This is a genomic window from Arthrobacter silviterrae (assembly GCF_011045165.1).
Classification (GTDB): domain Bacteria; phylum Actinomycetota; class Actinomycetes; order Actinomycetales; family Micrococcaceae; genus Specibacter; species Specibacter silviterrae.
In genome coordinates, this window is record NZ_JAAKZI010000002.1 from 207,966 (window position 1) to 223,803 (window position 15,838).

Annotated in this window: 15 protein-coding genes and 1 tRNA gene; 6 read left to right on the forward strand and 10 right to left on the reverse strand. The window is 66.5% G+C overall.

What is annotated here, in order from left to right; all coding sequences use genetic code 11:
• Positions 1-9: 9 nt before the first annotated feature.
• On the reverse strand, positions 10-882 hold the full coding sequence (locus G6N77_RS02390; protein ID WP_165180393.1) for a glycerophosphodiester phosphodiesterase: 873 nt from the start codon (positions 880-882) through the stop codon (positions 10-12).
• Between the two features lie 22 nt (positions 883-904).
• On the opposite strand from G6N77_RS02390, the gene G6N77_RS02395 reads away from it, so the two are divergent.
• The gene (locus tag G6N77_RS02395; protein ID WP_240901603.1) at positions 905-2,200 is read left to right on the forward strand and encodes a DUF445 domain-containing protein; all 1,296 of its coding nucleotides are present in this window, start codon (positions 905-907) and stop codon (positions 2,198-2,200) included.
• A 20-nt stretch (positions 2,201-2,220) separates the two neighbouring features.
• On the opposite strand, the gene G6N77_RS02400 is transcribed toward G6N77_RS02395, so the two are convergent.
• The 3 genes from G6N77_RS02400 to G6N77_RS02410 all read right to left on the reverse strand — a co-directional run bounded on the left by G6N77_RS02400 (position 2,221) and on the right by G6N77_RS02410 (position 4,337).
• Positions 2,221-3,030: a hypothetical protein gene (locus G6N77_RS02400; protein WP_240901604.1), complete on the reverse strand. Its 810-nt coding sequence runs from the start codon at positions 3,028-3,030 to the stop codon at positions 2,221-2,223.
• A gap of 63 nt (positions 3,031-3,093) precedes the next feature.
• The gene (locus G6N77_RS02405; protein ID WP_165180395.1) at positions 3,094-3,546 is read right to left on the reverse strand and encodes a DUF2871 domain-containing protein; all 453 of its coding nucleotides are present in this window, start codon (positions 3,544-3,546) and stop codon (positions 3,094-3,096) included.
• Positions 3,547-3,695: 149 nt separating this feature from the next.
• Entirely contained in the window at positions 3,696-4,337 is a 642-nt protein-coding gene (locus G6N77_RS02410; protein WP_165180396.1) for an alpha/beta hydrolase, read from the reverse strand.
• A 217-nt stretch (positions 4,338-4,554) separates the two neighbouring features.
• Between G6N77_RS02410 and G6N77_RS02415 the strand changes: the two genes are divergently transcribed.
• The 4 genes from G6N77_RS02415 to G6N77_RS02430 all read left to right on the forward strand — a co-directional run bounded on the left by G6N77_RS02415 (position 4,555) and on the right by G6N77_RS02430 (position 10,114).
• On the forward strand, positions 4,555-5,343 hold the full coding sequence (locus G6N77_RS02415) for a DeoR/GlpR family DNA-binding transcription regulator (RefSeq protein WP_165180397.1): 789 nt from the start codon (positions 4,555-4,557) through the stop codon (positions 5,341-5,343).
• Positions 5,340-6,302 (forward strand): 1-phosphofructokinase family hexose kinase, encoded by a 963-nt coding sequence (locus G6N77_RS02420; RefSeq protein ID WP_165180398.1) that lies wholly within the window; start codon positions 5,340-5,342, stop codon positions 6,300-6,302. Before G6N77_RS02415 ends, G6N77_RS02420 begins: the two co-directional genes overlap by 4 nt.
• 1 nt (position 6,303) lies before the next feature.
• Positions 6,304-8,352, forward strand: coding sequence for a PTS fructose transporter subunit IIABC (locus G6N77_RS02425; protein ID WP_165180399.1), 2,049 nt, complete (start codon positions 6,304-6,306; stop codon positions 8,350-8,352).
• A gap of 169 nt (positions 8,353-8,521) precedes the next feature.
• Complete coding sequence (locus G6N77_RS02430; protein ID WP_165180400.1) at positions 8,522-10,114, forward strand: MFS transporter; 1,593 nt, start codon at positions 8,522-8,524, stop codon at positions 10,112-10,114.
• A gap of 28 nt (positions 10,115-10,142) precedes the next feature.
• Here the strand turns inward: G6N77_RS02430 and G6N77_RS02435 are convergent, their stop codons facing one another.
• From G6N77_RS02435 to G6N77_RS02460, 6 genes are all read right to left on the reverse strand, one after another.
• Positions 10,143-11,960: a molybdopterin-dependent oxidoreductase gene (locus G6N77_RS02435; RefSeq protein WP_165180401.1), complete on the reverse strand. Its 1,818-nt coding sequence runs from the start codon at positions 11,958-11,960 to the stop codon at positions 10,143-10,145.
• Between the two features lie 60 nt (positions 11,961-12,020).
• On the reverse strand, positions 12,021-12,590 hold the full coding sequence (locus G6N77_RS02440) for a hypothetical protein (protein WP_165180402.1): 570 nt from the start codon (positions 12,588-12,590) through the stop codon (positions 12,021-12,023).
• Positions 12,591-12,714: 124 nt separating this feature from the next.
• Positions 12,715-13,476, reverse strand: coding sequence for an SDR family NAD(P)-dependent oxidoreductase (locus G6N77_RS02445; protein ID WP_165180403.1), 762 nt, complete (start codon positions 13,474-13,476; stop codon positions 12,715-12,717).
• Entirely contained in the window at positions 13,477-13,815 is a 339-nt protein-coding gene (locus tag G6N77_RS02450; protein WP_165180404.1) for a GNAT family N-acetyltransferase, read from the reverse strand. It lies immediately after the preceding gene.
• Between the two features lie 42 nt (positions 13,816-13,857).
• A complete protein-coding gene (locus G6N77_RS02455) occupies positions 13,858-14,691 on the reverse strand; it encodes a hydroxymethylpyrimidine/phosphomethylpyrimidine kinase (RefSeq protein ID WP_165180405.1) in 834 nt (277 codons plus the stop codon).
• 83 nt (positions 14,692-14,774) lie between these two features.
• Positions 14,775-14,847 (reverse strand) — tRNA-Lys (locus tag G6N77_RS02460).
• Positions 14,848-14,974: 127 nt separating this feature from the next.
• Between G6N77_RS02460 and G6N77_RS02465 the strand changes: the two genes are divergently transcribed.
• Positions 14,975-15,622, forward strand: coding sequence for a hypothetical protein (locus tag G6N77_RS02465; protein ID WP_165180406.1), 648 nt, complete (start codon positions 14,975-14,977; stop codon positions 15,620-15,622).
• The last annotated feature ends 216 nt before the right edge of the window (positions 15,623-15,838 follow it).

Consider the following 15,838-nt stretch of genomic DNA (forward strand, 5'->3'; position numbering starts at 1 on the left):
CCCATGCAATCACATGCCGGACAGCAGCGCCTTGATTTCTGCCGGACGGTTGGTGGTCACCTCGGCCACGCCCGCCTCCAGGCAGAGCCGCAGTTCCTCCTCAGTGTCCACCGTCCAGACCCGAAAACGCCGCCCTGCAGCCAGCCAGCCCGCAGTCTTTTCGGGGTTTGCGCGCAGGTAGTCGACGCCGGGCCCGGCGAGGTGGGCGACGCCGCGGTCCAGCAGGGATTCGCCCTCTGCCACGGCGCGGCGCATGAAGAAGGCCACGGTGTGCCCGGCGATGGGGCCGACGTCGAGCTCCTCGCGCACCTCCCCCACTTCCACTTCCTCCAGCAGCTGGCAGACCAGCTCCGCCGGCACGCGCTCCGCTAGGTACTTCACGGCATCCGGGTGGAAACTCATGAAGGAAACCCCGACATTTCCGGCCCCCAGTGCCGAGGGCCCCGCGTCCGCGGACCAGCCGCGCCCGGCCAACAGTGACAGTGCGGCGTCCACCAGCGCGGCATCAAAAAGCGCACCGTACTTGAATTCAATCGCCAGGCCGACTGGCCGCCCGGCCCCCGCCAGAATGTCCAGCAGTTCCCCCAAAGTCAGCAGCTGCTCCGCGGTGCCGCCGAATTCCTCCGGAATGGCCGTGCCCTTCCAGGAGCTGAAATCCAGGCCCCTCAGCTCCGCGAGGGTCTTCTCCGCCACGGGGCCAGTGCCGTCGGAGGTCCTGTCGACGTCGTCGTCGTGGAGCAGCACCAGGTGGCCGTCAGCGGTGAGGTGGAGGTCGCACTCAACTCCGTCGGCGCCGTCGGCCAGGGCCTGCAGATAGGCTGCGCGGGTGTGCTCGGCAAAGAGGCCGGAGGAACCCCGGTGGGCATAAACCTGAACTGTCATGGCACCACGCTACGCTTGCATTATGGCGCATCCCGAACAACGCACGGCACCGAAGGCAGGCACTTCCGGCGCGCCCCATCCGGACGCGGAAAAGGCAGCTGCCCTGCGCCGCATGAAAAACATTGCCCTGGCGCTGCTGGTGGCAATGGCCGTGATTTTTTGTGTTGCGTTCGCGTTCGCCCGGCAGTACCCGTGGCTGGAGTATGTCCGGTCGGCGGCGGAGGGCGGCATGGTGGGCGCCCTGGCCGACTGGTTCGCCGTGACCGCGTTGTTCAAGTACCCCATGGGGATCAAGATCCCGCACACGGCCATCATCCCCAACCGCAAGGACCAAATCGGGGCGTCGCTGGGCGAATTTGTGGAAACCAACTTCCTCTCTGAAAACGTGGTGGCGGAGAAGCTGGCCGGGACGCAGATTGCGGAAAAGGTGGGTGCCTGGCTGTCCAAGCCCGCCAGCGCACAGCGCGTGGCCACGGAGGGCGCGGCCGCGATGCGCGGCGCCATGGCGGTTTTGAAGGACGACGACGTCCGGGACGTCATCGAGTCCATGGTCCGCAAGCACCTCGTTGACCCGCCCTGGGGCCCGCCCATCGGCAAGGTGGCGGAGCGGATCTTTGCCGACGGCCACCACCACGCCCTGGTGGACCTGCTGGTCGACCGGTCCACCCTGTGGATCCAGGCCAACCATGACACCATTTCCGGGCTGGTCTCCGACCGCTCGCCGGCCTGGGTACCGCAATTTATGGATGGGCTGGTGGGGGACAAGATTTACACCGAGATTTACAAGTTTGCCCGCGCCGTGCAGAACGATCCCCACCATAAGCTCCGCCAGCAGCTGGACAGCTACCTCGCGGACCTGGCCCAGGAGCTCCAGCACGATCCAGCCATGATTGCCCGCGCCGAAAACATCAAGGCGCAGGTTCTGGGCGACCCCGAGGTCCGCAACCTGGCGGGGCGCACCTGGGAAACCATCAAGAAGGCCTTGTTTGACGCCGTAGACGATCCGCAGTCGGAATTGCGCCTGAAGTTCACGGGGGCCGTGCAGGAATTTGGCACGCGCCTGGCCACCGATCCCGAACTGGCCGGCAAGGCCAACGCCTGGATCTCCGACGCCGCGTCCTACCTGGTGCGCACGTACAAGCACGAGATCGCGTCCATCATCACGGACACGGTGGAGCGATGGGACGCCGTGGAGACCAGCCAAAAGATCGAGCTCCAGGTGGGCAAGGACCTGCAGTTCATCCGCATCAACGGCACCGTGGTGGGTTCCCTGGCCGGCCTGGCCATCTTTACCCTCGCAACGCTGGTCTTCCACTGACAAATGGTTGAAGCAGGCGCCTAGTTCCGCACGGCGCGGGGCTTTTTCTCCTTGGGAGCATCGAGCTCAGCCAGAAGCTCCGCCGGGATCTCCAGCGGGGCGGGGCCGAATGCGCGGAGCGTGGAGGCCACCACCGCACGGCCCATCATGTAGTTGCCCACGCCGCCCACCGCTGCGCCGATGCCGAATGGCAGGGCCTTGCCCACCACCGAGGCACCGCCCCGGACAGCAATCCGCTTGACGAACTTCTTTTGCAGCGATCCGACCATGGCCTTCACCGCCGAGATGGGCATGCTCTTGCCCACCGTCTTGCCCCAGGCCTGCATGGGAGTCTTGCCGTTGCCGATGGCGTGCCCCGTGAGTCCGGCAAGCATGGCCGTGCCCTCGTCGCCGAGCATGATGGCCATGACGGTGAGCCGTGCCCGCTCCGGGTCCGCCAGCCGGACGCCGTGCAGCTCCGCCACTGACTGGGCGTAAAGCGCCGTGGCCTCCAGGAAGACCACCGTGGCGGCGGCCGAGATGGAGAGCGCCGCAACTGTCCCCACGCCGGGAATGATGGCCGTGGCGCCAATGGCCGCGCCGCCGGTGCCGACCCCGTTCAGAAAGTCGCGTTCCAGCCGCTGGCTGAGCTCGAAGGCGGTGGCGTTGGGGTATTTCTTGCGCAGCCGGCGCAGGTTGGCCAGGACCAGGGGCCGCTGCACCTCCACGGCCTTGAGCAGCATGCCGTGCACTGCGGGCTTGGGCCTGCCCTTGTCGTCAAAGGCGGCCGCGGCAGCCAGCCCGACGGCGGGATTTGGCTTCCCCGCCTTTTCCACATCCTTGCGCGCCATGCGAAACCTTCCCGTAGACCTGGCTCCAAGCCTAACCGCCAGCAGGCCCGGCCGGCGCCCGGCTCAACCCTTCAGCGCCACCTTGGCGCCGCCGTCGACCCTTTCCTTGCCGGCGCCGAACAGGCGGGTCCGCAGCGCCAGGAACAGCAGCACCATGGCAACGGAGAGCAGGATGTGGCCCAGGCCTGCAATGCCGGGGATGGCGGCGGAGACGTCCGTGGCGCCCTGGACCTGCAGCATGCCGTGGACCACCATCATGGCGGCGGTGAGGATGAGGCCGGCGTTGTACGTCCAGAAGAACCAGCTGAACAGGCGCGACTTCGACAGCGTGAACAGCTTCTCGAGGATCAGCACAATCAGCAGGACGATGAAGCCGAGGGTCAGCAGGTGCGTGTGGACCACGGAAAGCTGTGTGAAGCCTTCGAATGACTTTCCCTTGGTGTATTCGCGGTAAAACAGGCCGGAAAGCACGCCGACCACCATGTAGGCGAATGACGAATAGAAGAGCTTTTTCATGGGGTTCCTTCGCTGGTTGGGCTTTGCTTCCAGCCTATTGACGCGCACGACGGCGGCCATCAACCTTTTGGTTGAACCGGCGTGCGCCTTTGGGCTGCTTTTGGGACGGCGCTCCCGCGGGACGGCGCTTCCGCGGGGCTGAGCGGCGCCTACCCGCGCGGCACGAAGGAGCCGGGCACGTTGGCCGTCAGGAAAGAGGCCACGTCGGAGAGCTCGTCGGCCCGGAGGTTGTGGCCCAGGCCTTCGTAGCGGGCCTGCTGCAGATCCGTGTTGGCGGCCAGCCATTCGGCCGTGAATGCCGTGGCGTCGGGGTTGATGACCAGGTCTTCCGTATCACGGGCCCACAAGAAGGGGACTTGGCGGGCCAGCGGCTCCATGGCGGCCAGCAAATCGTTGTTGAGGGCAAAGCCGGAGAGTCCCACTGCTGCCGTGAACATCCCGGGGCGCAGGCGGATGAGCGTGGTGCCCATTGCCATCCCCTGCGAGAACCCCAGGACGGAGACGGAGCTGAACTTGTACGTGGCCGTCACGGTGTCCAGCCAGGCCAGCACCTTCGTGGCGGCGGCGACCACTTCGGCAAAGTCGTTGTCCAGAAAGTAGTCCAGCAGGAACCAGCCCCAGTCGCCGCCCACATCCAGCGGACCACGCGGCGCGGCGCAGGTAAATCCCCGGGGCATGGCACCAAACGCCTCAGCCATGCGCTTTTCGCAGGAGCCGTAGCCGTGGAGCATCAGCAGCAACGGCGTGTCTGCGCGTTCGTTCTCCGGGCGGGACCACGCAACCGTTTCCATCAGGCCAGCCTACGCACCGCGGTGCGCCGCCGGCACCCCCGAACCGGCGCACCCGACGCATCAATTCACCCCCGAACGGCGCACCCGAACCCGGCACACTCACCCGAATCTGCGTTTATGTTGTTTTCCCTTGACAAGCGAAGACAAACACAGATAAAGTCATGTGAAACAACATCATGTGATGCCCGTCACGCGATGGACCGGAGGAAGGAACGCCATGTTTGCGGAAGAACGGCACCAGCGCATTGCCGAACTGGTGGGCGCACAGGGCCGGGTCGGCGTCAACGAGCTGGCCGACCTCTTCGCCATCACCCAGGAAACAGTCCGCCGCGACCTGGCGGCCCTGGAGGACGGCCGCGTGCTGCGGCGTGTCCACGGCGGCGCCGTCGCCCTGGACAAGCTGAGCCGTTCCGAACCGAGCCTGGTTGAACGGCAGGGCCAGCGGCTGGACGAAAAACAGCGGATTGCCGCGGCCGCCCTGACCCTGATCCCCCAAGCCCAGACCGTTTCGATCCTGCTGGACTCCGGCACCACCACTGCGGCCCTTGCCGACAAACTGGCGGCCTGGACCCCCGCCAATGAAGGTGACGAACTCCTCGCCATCACCAATTCCCTCCCCATCGCCGCCACGCTCTCCAACAACACCCACCTGCTGCTGGACATCCTGGGCGGCCGGGTCCGCGGGCTGACCAGCGCCGTGGTGGGGGCCCGCGCCACCGAACAGCTCGGCGCCCTCCGCCCCGACATCGCGTTCCTCGGGGCCAACGGCGTCCACGCGGACTTTGGCCTGAGCACCCCGGACCCCGTTGAGGCCGCCACCAAGACCGCCATGGTCCGTGCGGCCCGCCAAATTGTCATCCTTGCCGATGCCTCCAAGCTCGGCGCCGAAACCCTTGTCCGCTTTGCCAACCTTGAGGAGGTCGACACCCTGATCACCACCACCGCCCCCGCACCCGATCTTGCCGCCGCACTGGCAGCCGCCGGCGTCGAGGTGGTGCTGGCATGATTCTCACCCTGACCCCCAATCCCAGCCTGGACCGCACCATCGAACTGCCCGGCCGGCTGGAACGCGGCGAGGTCCAGCGGGCCGCCGCCGCCTCCGCCCATCCCGGCGGAAAGGGCGTGAACATCGTCCGCGCCCTCACCGCTTCCGGCACTGCCGCCCTGGCGCTGCTGCCCGGAGATCCGGGAGACGACGTCGTGCTGGCGCTGGGCCGCGAGGAAATCCCGCACCTTTCCCTCCCCATAGGCGCCCCCCTGCGCAGCAATGTGGCCATCACCGAGCCGGACGGCACCACCACCAAGGTCAACGAACCCGGCCCCGCACTCTCCGCCGCCCAGCTCGCCTCGCTGCTGAAGCTGGCCGTGGAGAAGTCCGACGGCGCTGCCTGGCTGGTGCTGGCCGGTTCCCTGCCGCCGGGGGCGCCCGACGATTTTTACGCCCGCGTGATTGCCGCAGTCCGGGCCACGTACGGCCCGGACTCCCCGCGCATCGCCGTCGACTCCTCCGGAGCCCCGCTGGCAGCCAGCGTGGCCGCGTCGCCCGATCTGCTCAAGCCCAATGCGGAGGAACTCGCCGAGCTGACCGGCATTGGCGACGGACCATCCCTGGAGGCCGATCCCTTCATGGCCGCGAGCGCCGCGGCGTCCCTGGTGGAGCGGGGCGTCGGGGCCGTGCTGGCAACGCTGGGCTCCCGTGGCGCCGTGCTGGTCACGGCAGACGGCAGCTGGCTCGCCAAGGGTCCCGTCATCGCCGCCAAAAGCACCGTTGGCGCGGGCGACTCCGCCCTCGCCGGATATCTGCTGGCCAGCCAGCGCGGGGACACCCCCGCCGAATGCCTGCAGCAAGCCGTGGCCCATGGAGCGGCCGCCGCTTCCCTCCCCGGAACACTGGTTCCCTCCCTCAAGCAAACCCACCCCGCCGACGTCGCCGTGACGGCACTGACCCCTGTCAAGGAAAAATGACATGACAACCCTCATCAACACCGCCCTGGTGGCCCTGGATGCCAACCTGGGCACCGACACCCCATCCGTGATCCGCAGGCTGGCCGAGCTGGTTGCCGGCACAGGCCGCTCCACGGACGTCGAAAGCCTGTACGCGGATGCCCTGGCCCGCGAGCAGAAAACCGCCACGGGCGTGCCCGGCGGGATCGCCATCCCGCACTGCCGCTCATCGGCCGTCCGCGAGGCCACGCTTGCCATGGCCCGTCTGTCCCCGGCCGTGGACTTCGGTGCGAAGGACGGCCCCGCGGACATTGTTTTCTTCATTGCCGCCCCGGCCGGCGCCGACAACGAGCACCTCAAGCTGCTTTCCAAGCTGGCCCGTTCCCTCATCAAGAAGGACTTCACGGCGGCCCTGCGCGCAGCGGCAACGCCGGAGGAGATCGTGGCCCTGGTCGACGGCGCACTGGCTGAGGCGCCAAAGCCAAGCACCGCGGCGGACGGCCCGGCTGCCGCTACAGCCCCGGCTTCGGCCCCGGTCACCTCCGCCGCCCCGAAGCGCCTGGTCGCTGTGACGGCGTGCCCCACCGGCATCGCCCACACCTACATGGCCGCCGATTCGCTTGTGGAGGCTGCCAAGGAGGCCGGGATAGACCTCCAGGTGGAAACGCAGGGTTCGGGCGCCGTGACGCCGCTGGACCCCGCCGTCATCGCCGCGGCCGACGCCGTGATCTTCGCCGTCGACGTTGATGTGCGCGGCAAGGAGCGCTTTGCCGGCAAGCCAGTCATCAACGCCCCCGTCAAGCGCGGCATTGACGAACCGGCCAAGATGATCCAGGAGGCCCTTGCGGCTGCCACGGACCCCCACGCACACCGGGTGCCGCACTTTGGCGCCGAGGAGGCTGCCGAGCACAACGCAGAGGCGGCCGGGGAGCACCTGGGCACCAAAGTCAAGAAGGTGCTGCTGACCGGTGTCAGCTACATGATCCCGTTTGTGGCCGGCGGCGGACTGCTCATCGCGCTCGGCTTCCTGCTGGGCGGATACGGGCTGGGACTGAACGGCCAGGCCGACCACATCCTGGCGGACAACACGCTGCTGAACCTGCCCGACGGCGGCAACCTCCTGTTGTACTTGGGCGCTGTCGCGTTCAAGATCGGCGGGCTGTCCATGGGCTTCCTGGTCCCGGCATTGGCCGGCTACATCGCCTTCGGCATCGCCGACCGGCCCGGCATTGCACCCGGCTTCACGGCCGGAGCGGTGGCCGTGTTCATGGGCGCCGGCTTCCTGGGCGGCCTGGTGGGCGGCCTGCTGGCCGGCCTTGCCGCCTACTGGATCGGCACCTGGCAGGTGCCGCGCTGGCTGCGCGGGCTCATGCCCGTGGTCATCATCCCGCTGCTGGGCTCCATCATCGCCTCCGGCGCCATGCTCCTGTTCCTTGGCGGCCCCATCGCGGCACTGTCCAACGGCCTGAACCACTGGCTCACGGGCATGTCCGGGGCGTCCGCCGTGGTGCTGGGCATTGTCCTGGGCCTGATGATGTGCTTCGACCTGGGCGGCCCCGTCAACAAGGTGGCGTACGCCTTCGCAGTTGCCGGCCTGGGCACAGGATCAGCGCTGAACCACGCACCGTGGGAAATCATGGCCACCGTCATGGCCGCGGGCATGGTCCCGCCGCTGGCCATGGCACTGGCCACCGTGATCGACAAGAAGCGCTTCTCCCTGGCCGAGCGTGAAAACGGCAAGGCCGCCTGGCTCCTTGGTGCCTCCTTCATTTCCGAAGGCGCCATCCCCTTCGCCGCGGCCGACCCGCTGCGGGTCATCCCGTCCACCATGCTGGGCGGTGCCGTCACCGGCGCCATTACGATGGGCTTCCACGTCACCTCGCAGGCACCCCACGGCGGCATCTTCGTCTTCTTCGCCATCGGCAACATCGGCATGTTCATCACGGCCATCTTGGTGGGAACCGTTGTCGCTGCGCTGGCCGTGGTTGCCCTGAAGCGCTGGGCAGTGCGCGCTCCGGCGGCAGCCGCCGAAACACCCGCCACCGGCCAGCTGGTCAGCCAAAACAGCTAGCAATAAAGCCCTTGAAGGTCCCCAAAATGGCGGACTTTCAAGGGCTTTTTGCCTGTGTGACGGACCTCTCCCCAGGGCTTGAATTAGTCCATCTGCTAGAATTTATGGTCTGCCCGTAGCGAGAAAGCTAAAAACCGCAAGCAAATGACCTCCGTAAGGGGATGTGCAAATGCCCATGGACCGAAGCACGATTCAACCGGAAACAGGTGTCGGGGACACCGCAGAACCATCGCAGGCAAGGCCAAAAAAGCCGCTCCTGCCAAAACTCAAGAGACGCCGCCTGGACGTCGACCACGTCAATGTCGTGGATACGCCCATGCTGAGAAAAGCCCTTGGCGGCACCGTTGTCGGAAACACCATGGAGTGGTACGACGTGGGCGTTTTTGGCTACCTGATCGCCACCATGGGGCCCGTGTTCCTGCCGGAGGCCGACGCCGCCGTGCAGACGCTGTTCCTGCTGGGCACGTTCGCCGCGACGTTCCTGGCCCGCCCCCTTGGCGGGGTCGTGTTTGGCTGGCTCGGGGACAAGGTGGGCCGGCAAAAGGTGCTGGCCGCAACACTGCTGGTCATGGCCGCCTCCACGTTCGCCGTCGGCCTGCTGCCCGGTTACGCACAGATCGGCATCTGGGCCGCCGTGCTGCTGGTGTTGCTCAAGCTTGTCCAGGGATTCTCCACGGGCGGCGAGTACGCCGGCGCCACCACCTTTGTCAGCGAATACGCTCCGGACGCGCGCCGCGGCTACTTCGCCAGCATCCTTGACCTGGGCAGCTACCTTGGCTTCGCAATCGGCGCCGCACTGGTGTCGGTGCTGCAGCTGACGCTGGGCCAGGACTCCATGGAACAGTGGGGCTGGCGTCTGCCGTTCCTGGCTGCTGGCCCGCTCGGCGCCGTCGCCGTTTATTTCCGCCTGAAAATTGAGGAATCGCCCCAGTTCCAGGCCACACTGGACGCCGCGGAGGAAACGTCCAAGGCCGCCGCAGCCAGCGACGAGGCCACCGCCAACGGCCCCGTCCGGCTGGTCAGGGTGTTCTGGCGCCAGATCCTGCTGGCCATGGTGCTGGTGGCCGCGGCCAACACCGTGGGCTACGCCCTGACCTCCTACATGCCCACGTACCTGACCGATTCCAAGGGCTACGACCCCGTCCACGGCACCTTGCTCACCATCCCCATCCTGGTGGCCATGGCCCTGTGCATCCCGCTGACGGGGCGCCTCTCCGACAAGGTGGGCCGCCGCCCCGTGCTATGGGTCGGCGCCCTGAGCACCGTGGTCCTGGCCGTGCCTGCGTTCATGCTCATTGGTGTGGGGGCCATCTGGTCCACGCTGCTGGGCCTGGCCCTGATCGCTTTCCCGGTGACCTTTTATGTGGCCAACCTGGCGTCATCGCTGCCGGCGCTGTTTCCGACGTCGAGCCGTTACGGCGGCATGGGCATTGCCTACAACTTCGCCGTCGCCCTTTTTGGCGGCACGGCGCCGTTCATCATTCAGGGGCTGATCACGCTCACGGGCAACGACATGATGCCGGCCTACTACCTCATGGCGACGTCCGCCGTTGGCGCGGTGGCCATCTATTTCCTGCGCGAGTCCGCCCAAAAGCCGCTGCCCGGCTCCATGCCCAGCGTGGCCACGCTGGAAGAGGCGCAGGAACTGGTGGCCACGCAGGATGAGAACCCGCTGCTGGACATGGACTACCTGCCCTTTGACGACTCCTACGAGCCGCCCACCCCGGGCACCGGCATCCCGGTCACGGTGGGCCTGCCCTGACGGACCGCGGCGGCGGGCCGGGGAAGGGCTAGATCGACTGGCTGTAGCCGAAGAACTCGTGGTCGTTGTTGTAGCCGCCCTGTCCGCCGCCCACTTCGTCAAAATGGGCCACAAATTCCACTCCCTTGATCCACTTGACCATCTTGAAGCCCAGCTGGACTTCATTGCGCAGCCGCAGCGGCGCCCCGTGGCCGTACGGCAGCTCCTCCCCGTTCATGTCGTAGGCCAGCATGGTCAGGTGGTACCCCATCTGCTCGATCGGCTGGGCGTCGTAGTAGATGCCGGAGTCGGGGCCCTCCGCGAAGGAGTAGAACACCACCCACTTGGCTTCCGGGCTGGGCTTGACCAGGTCCACGATGGTCTGCATCGACACACCGCCCCACTTGGCCACCCCGGACCAGCCCTGGATGCAAAAGTGCTGGGTAATTTGTTCGTGGTACGGCAGGGCCCTGATTTGCTCAAGGGTAAGTTCCACGGGGTTTTCCACCAGGCCGTTGACGCGCAAGGTGTAGTTGCTGAAGTTGCCGGCGCGGAGTTCCTTGTATTCATCCGTGGCCGGGTAGTAGCCGTTGTGCCAGAAATAGGGCGAGATGTCCTTTTCCGTGTACTGCCCCGGCTTGGAGTCAACGTGCTCAAAGAGCCGCTGGACCGGGCCGATCAGTGCATAGCTGATCCTTTGCACCTTGCGCGGATACTTGTAGGTGACGGGGGTGGCGGCCACCCAGGCGGCGATGAGCACCACCATGGAGCCGGCAAAGATCCAAAAGCCAAGCCAGGATGCACTGCTGTCCTGCGAGGCGTACATGTGGTTGAGGTTGGCCAGGGCGCCTGTGGTCAGGACCAGCGTCACGTGGACCACAATGAAAAGCACGAACCAGCAAAACACCAAAAAGTGCAGGGAACGCGCCAGCTGGATGCTGAAGACCGAGCTGATGCGCCGGAACTTCGTGGACAGTGCCGGGGACATCCCCAGGCCGGTGACCAGGGCGGCCGGGGCGGCAATGAAAACGGTGATGAAGTAGGCAACCACCTGCAGGGAGTTGTAGTTGACCCAGCCGTTGTCCACCGGCCAGTCCAGGGAGAGGTACTGGATGCCCACCGAGACGGAATTCGGGAACACGTCCCAGCCTGTCGGCACCAGGCGCATCCACTGGCCCGTGGCGAAAAGCAGGACAAAGAAAACAGCACCGTTGAGCAGCCACAGGGAATCCACGCCCAGGTGCCACCAGCGGGCCAGCCCGATCGAGTGCCGCTGGCCCGGCAGCCCCACGCCGTTGGGAAGGGTGATGGAGTCTGCCTTTGCCGTGTACAGCGGATCATGCGGGATGGGCTTTTGGACCCGGAACCAGTCCTTGCCGGGCGTGGAGTGGCGGGTCCAGTAAAACCTGGGGTGGTCGGCAATGATGGTCAGTCCGGACCGCATGATGAAGACCATCAGGAACATGTTCAGGAAATGCTGCCAGCCAATCCAGGCGGGAAGGCCCACGGGCGCGGTGGCGGGCAGCGGCGAGGTGCCCGGGTATTTCGCGATGAATTCCTGCACGCCCGGCAGTTCGCGCAGGCCCTTGGCCACGGCGATTCCCACGATGAGCAGCAGCAGGCCGATCGGGACCAGCCACAGCAGGTTGAACCACTTGTTCCGCCCCACCCGGATCCTGGGGGCCACGCCGTATTGGGCGGGGATGCCGCCGGCCCAGCCGGCATCCACCACGTCTTCTTCCTTCTTCACCAGTTCCGAGCGGAAACTTTCCCGCAGCCGGGAGGCCGGATCACCGCGTGCCGCACCGACTACTACCGCGGAAACCACCGGCGAATTCTCCCTGGCCTGCTCAATTTCGTGTCCCATACTCGGAGCATAGCCCCGAAACACAACAATTTCTACTGTCCGTAGAAAACATCCCTCCTCTCACAACTGTGAGTCAGAAACTGCAGGAATTTCGACGAAAATCGCATTTTTAATGGAGTTTCTGATACATAGTTGGGTCAGGGAAGGGAGTTTCGCCGCCTTGTAGCGGTGCCCGAAGGGGTCCGCCAGGATGCGCCCGGCTGCCACGTCCGACGGCGGCGGCCACGGTTCCGCCGTCCATCGCAGGTAGAGGCATTCAAACACTGCCGCCAGGAGCGTCTCCCTGCTGTCGGGATAAAACCGGCGGAGCGGGTAGCGGCGGGGGTGGCGGCGCTGGGCTTCCAGCCAGGCCTTCCGCAACCAGGAATAATCGACGGCGGCGGCTGCTGGGACCAACTTCACCCGCGATGATCCGGCCGCTGCCAGTTGGAATGCACCGCCCCGCCGGTCCAGCACGCACACCAAGTCCCCCGGGTATTCATAGTCCGCCTCAAGGGCGCCCGCCGTGGCGTAGTACGAGAAGTCGCCGCCGTCGTCCACGGCCACCAGGCCACTGTCCACCAAGCGCTTGTCCACCGGGCCGCCATCCACCGGGGCCCCCTCCGGGGCCCGCCCTGCCGTTCCGTCCATGCTTTTATGGGACCATGCCCAGGGCCCGCCGCCAGCGATTTTTACGCGATCGATACGGCCGGCGGGCCATTCCTGACGCGGCGCTGACGCCACCCGAGCAGCCGGGCCCCGCCGGTAACCCTTGCTACCGCCCGCGGTTGCCGGCGGCCGCGGCGACCTTGTCCGGAACCAGCCGGGAGAGGGCAATGAGCGTGGCGTACCGCCGGGTGGGAATGGACACCGACTTGCCGGCGGCGGAGTCGGCCAGCCCCTGGCGCACCACAACGTCCGGTTCCAGCCACATCCACTTCGGGATGCGGCCCATGCTGGCACCCATGCGCTGGTGGAATTCGGTGTGGACAAAGCCGGGGCACACGGCCGTGACGGTGACACCGCGCGGGCGGTAGCGCAGGTTGGCGAAGCGGCTGAAGCTGATCCCCCAGGCCTTGGCCGCACCGTAGGAGCCGCGCGGGATGAAACCGGCCACGCTGGCGACATTGATGATGCGCCCGTCCTTCCGGGCCAGCATGGGCCCCAGTGCGGCATGCATGAGCTTCATGGGTGCCGTCACCAGGATCTGGAGGTGGTCCGCCTCCTGCTCCACCGTATTTCCCTCGAAGGCGTGCACCAGGCCGAAGCCGGCATTGTTCACCAGCACGGCAACCGGCCGCGCAGGGTCCGCAAGCCGGGCACCAACGGAGGCAACGCCGTCGTCCGTCAGCAGGTCAGCCGGCAGCACCTCAACCTGCACGCCGAAGTCGGCGCGCAGCCGGACTGCCTTGGCCTCCAGCCGGGGAACGGTGCGCGCCACCAGGATGAGGTCATGCCCAGATCGGGCCAGCTGCTGGGCGAACTCCGCGCCCAGTCCGGAGGTGGCGCCGGTGACCAGCGCGGCCGGACGCGACACCTAGAACTCGTCCTCCGGAACGTCCGTGTACTGCCTGTAAAGATCGGGGTTCCGCGCCACGATCTTGGCCACATAGGGGCAGTGCGGAATGATGCGCTTGCCCGAGGCCACCACGTCATCGAGGGCGTACCGCACCAGCACCCGGGCCAGCCCGCGCCCTTCGAAGCCCTCCTGGGTCTCCGTGTGGATCAGGTCGATGTGGCCGGGCAGCTCGCGAAAGACGATGATGACCGCCAAATCCGTGCCAACGTGGAGCTCGTAGCGGTGCGCTGCATCGTTGCGGGACGTAGTTACGCCGGCGTCAAACGCTTCGGCCTGGTCAACAATGTCGTCACTCATAAAGCGAGCTTGGCACAATGGCGCGTGGCTGGCAACAGAGCGCTAACGCCCGGCGCCGCCCTGCCACAGGGCCGTGAACGGGGCGCCCGAGGACACCCTGTTCCTGATGCCTTCTGTGACAAAAGCCTTGGCCGTGCGTGCTGCCTCCAGCGCCGTGGCACCCTTGGCCAGTTCCGCCGTCACGGCCGCGGCCAGCGAGCAGCCGGCCCCGGAAACGGCCACCTCGCCCTCCTTGGGGGCGGAGAGGACCTCCAGGGTGTCCCCGTCAAAGAAAACGTCGACGGCGTCCGGGCCTTCCAGCCGAACCCCGCCCTTGGCGAGCACGGCGGCGCCGCTGATCTCGTGGATCTTGCGGGCGGCCGCCTTGAGGTCCTCAACAGTGTTGATTTTCAGGCCGGAGAGCGACTCTGCCTCAAAGTGGTTGGGTGTGACAAAGGTGGCCAACGGAAGGATCTGGGCCTTGAGGGCCTGGTCGGTGTCCAGGGCATGGCCGGGTTCCTGGCCCTTGCAGATCAGGACAGGATCCAGCACCACGTGCTTGAAGGCGGCATTTTTCAGTGCCGTTTCCACTGTGCCAATGGTGTCGGGGCTGCCCAGCATGCCAATTTTGACGGTCTCCAGAATGCTCGGCGCGCCGGACTGTGGGCCGTACACCGCCACTGTCGCCTCCAGCTGGTCGGCGATGACCTGCTGGTCCACGGGGACGAAGCGGTGGTTCCAGCTGTCCTTCGGGTCAAAGGAGACAATGCAGGTGAGGTTGACGATGCCGAAGACGCCCAGTTCCTGGAACGTCTTCAGGTCCGCCTGGGCGCCGGCCCCGCCCGTCGCTTCGGATCCGGCGATGGTCAGGACAAGTGCGGGTGCGTTTGGGCTCATGAAACCATCTTGCCATCCGCGGCGGCGGCGCGAAAAAGCCCCCGGACGCCACGCGGTGTCCGGGGGCTTTTCGGTGTGAAGGGTGGGCCCTGCGGGGCTCGAACCCGCGACCCACGGATTAAAAGTCCGATGCTCTACCAACTGAGCTAAAGGCCCATACCTCTTGACAGCCGATCCGTAAGGAAAAGTTGTCGAAATTTAGACTACCGCACGGCATGCACTGCAACGCAATTGCGGCCCCGCCACCCTCGACCCTGCCCTGCGGCAGCGGTAGTGTCGTGTCATGAACCAAGGACCAGCCCCGCACGCTCCCCGACCGCACAAGCCGCTGCCGTTTGCCCCGGCCGACTTTGAGCCGTTCACCGGTGGCACGGATCCCGCGAGGGTGTCCGAGGCTGCGCACCTTGCTGCCCGCGCCCTGGTGCGCGGCGGCCGCGAAAGCAATGACCCCGCCATCACCAAGCGGCTGGTGAAGCTGGCCGACAGGCAGGGCCTGGAAGCCATCGCCGAGATGTGGGCCGCCAGCCCGGCCCGCTCCCTGCCCGGTGCGCTGTGGCGGCTGTACGCCCTGCGGGCGGCCACCCTCCAGGACCCGGAGGGCATCAGCATCTTCTTCCGTGCCGGGCAGCACCAGGCCCAGGTGGCCAACGCCGTGGCGGGCGTTGCGGAGCCCCCTGGCGCTGATGAAATCACCACCATGGCGGACGCCATCCTTTCCGGGGCGTTCGACGGCGACTTTGACGTTGCGCTGGAGCGTTCCGCCGCATTTTGCCGGGTGGTGGCACTGGGGCAGGCCACCGTGGCCGTTGACAGGAAGGCCGCACACCCGGAGCACGCCCAGGCCCTGAACAAAAAGGCCCACCAGCTGGTGCGGACGGCCGAGGACCTTGAAGGCGCCGCGGCATCGTGGCGCAAGGGCGAACTGGACTAAATTCCACGGCGGAAATTGTGCGCCCCGCCACCTGTTGAATCGGCCGCCAAGGGGCTTCGGTTGACAGGGGGCGCCGGACGTAGAACACTAAAAGTGGTGTCGAACTGCGGAACCCCCGGGCTCCATTTTTTAGCCGCTTCGAGCGGCCCTGTGCCGAGAGGCGCTCCCGGTTCGACACCACTTTTATGCCCGGATAGGCCCCCTACCACCCAGAAA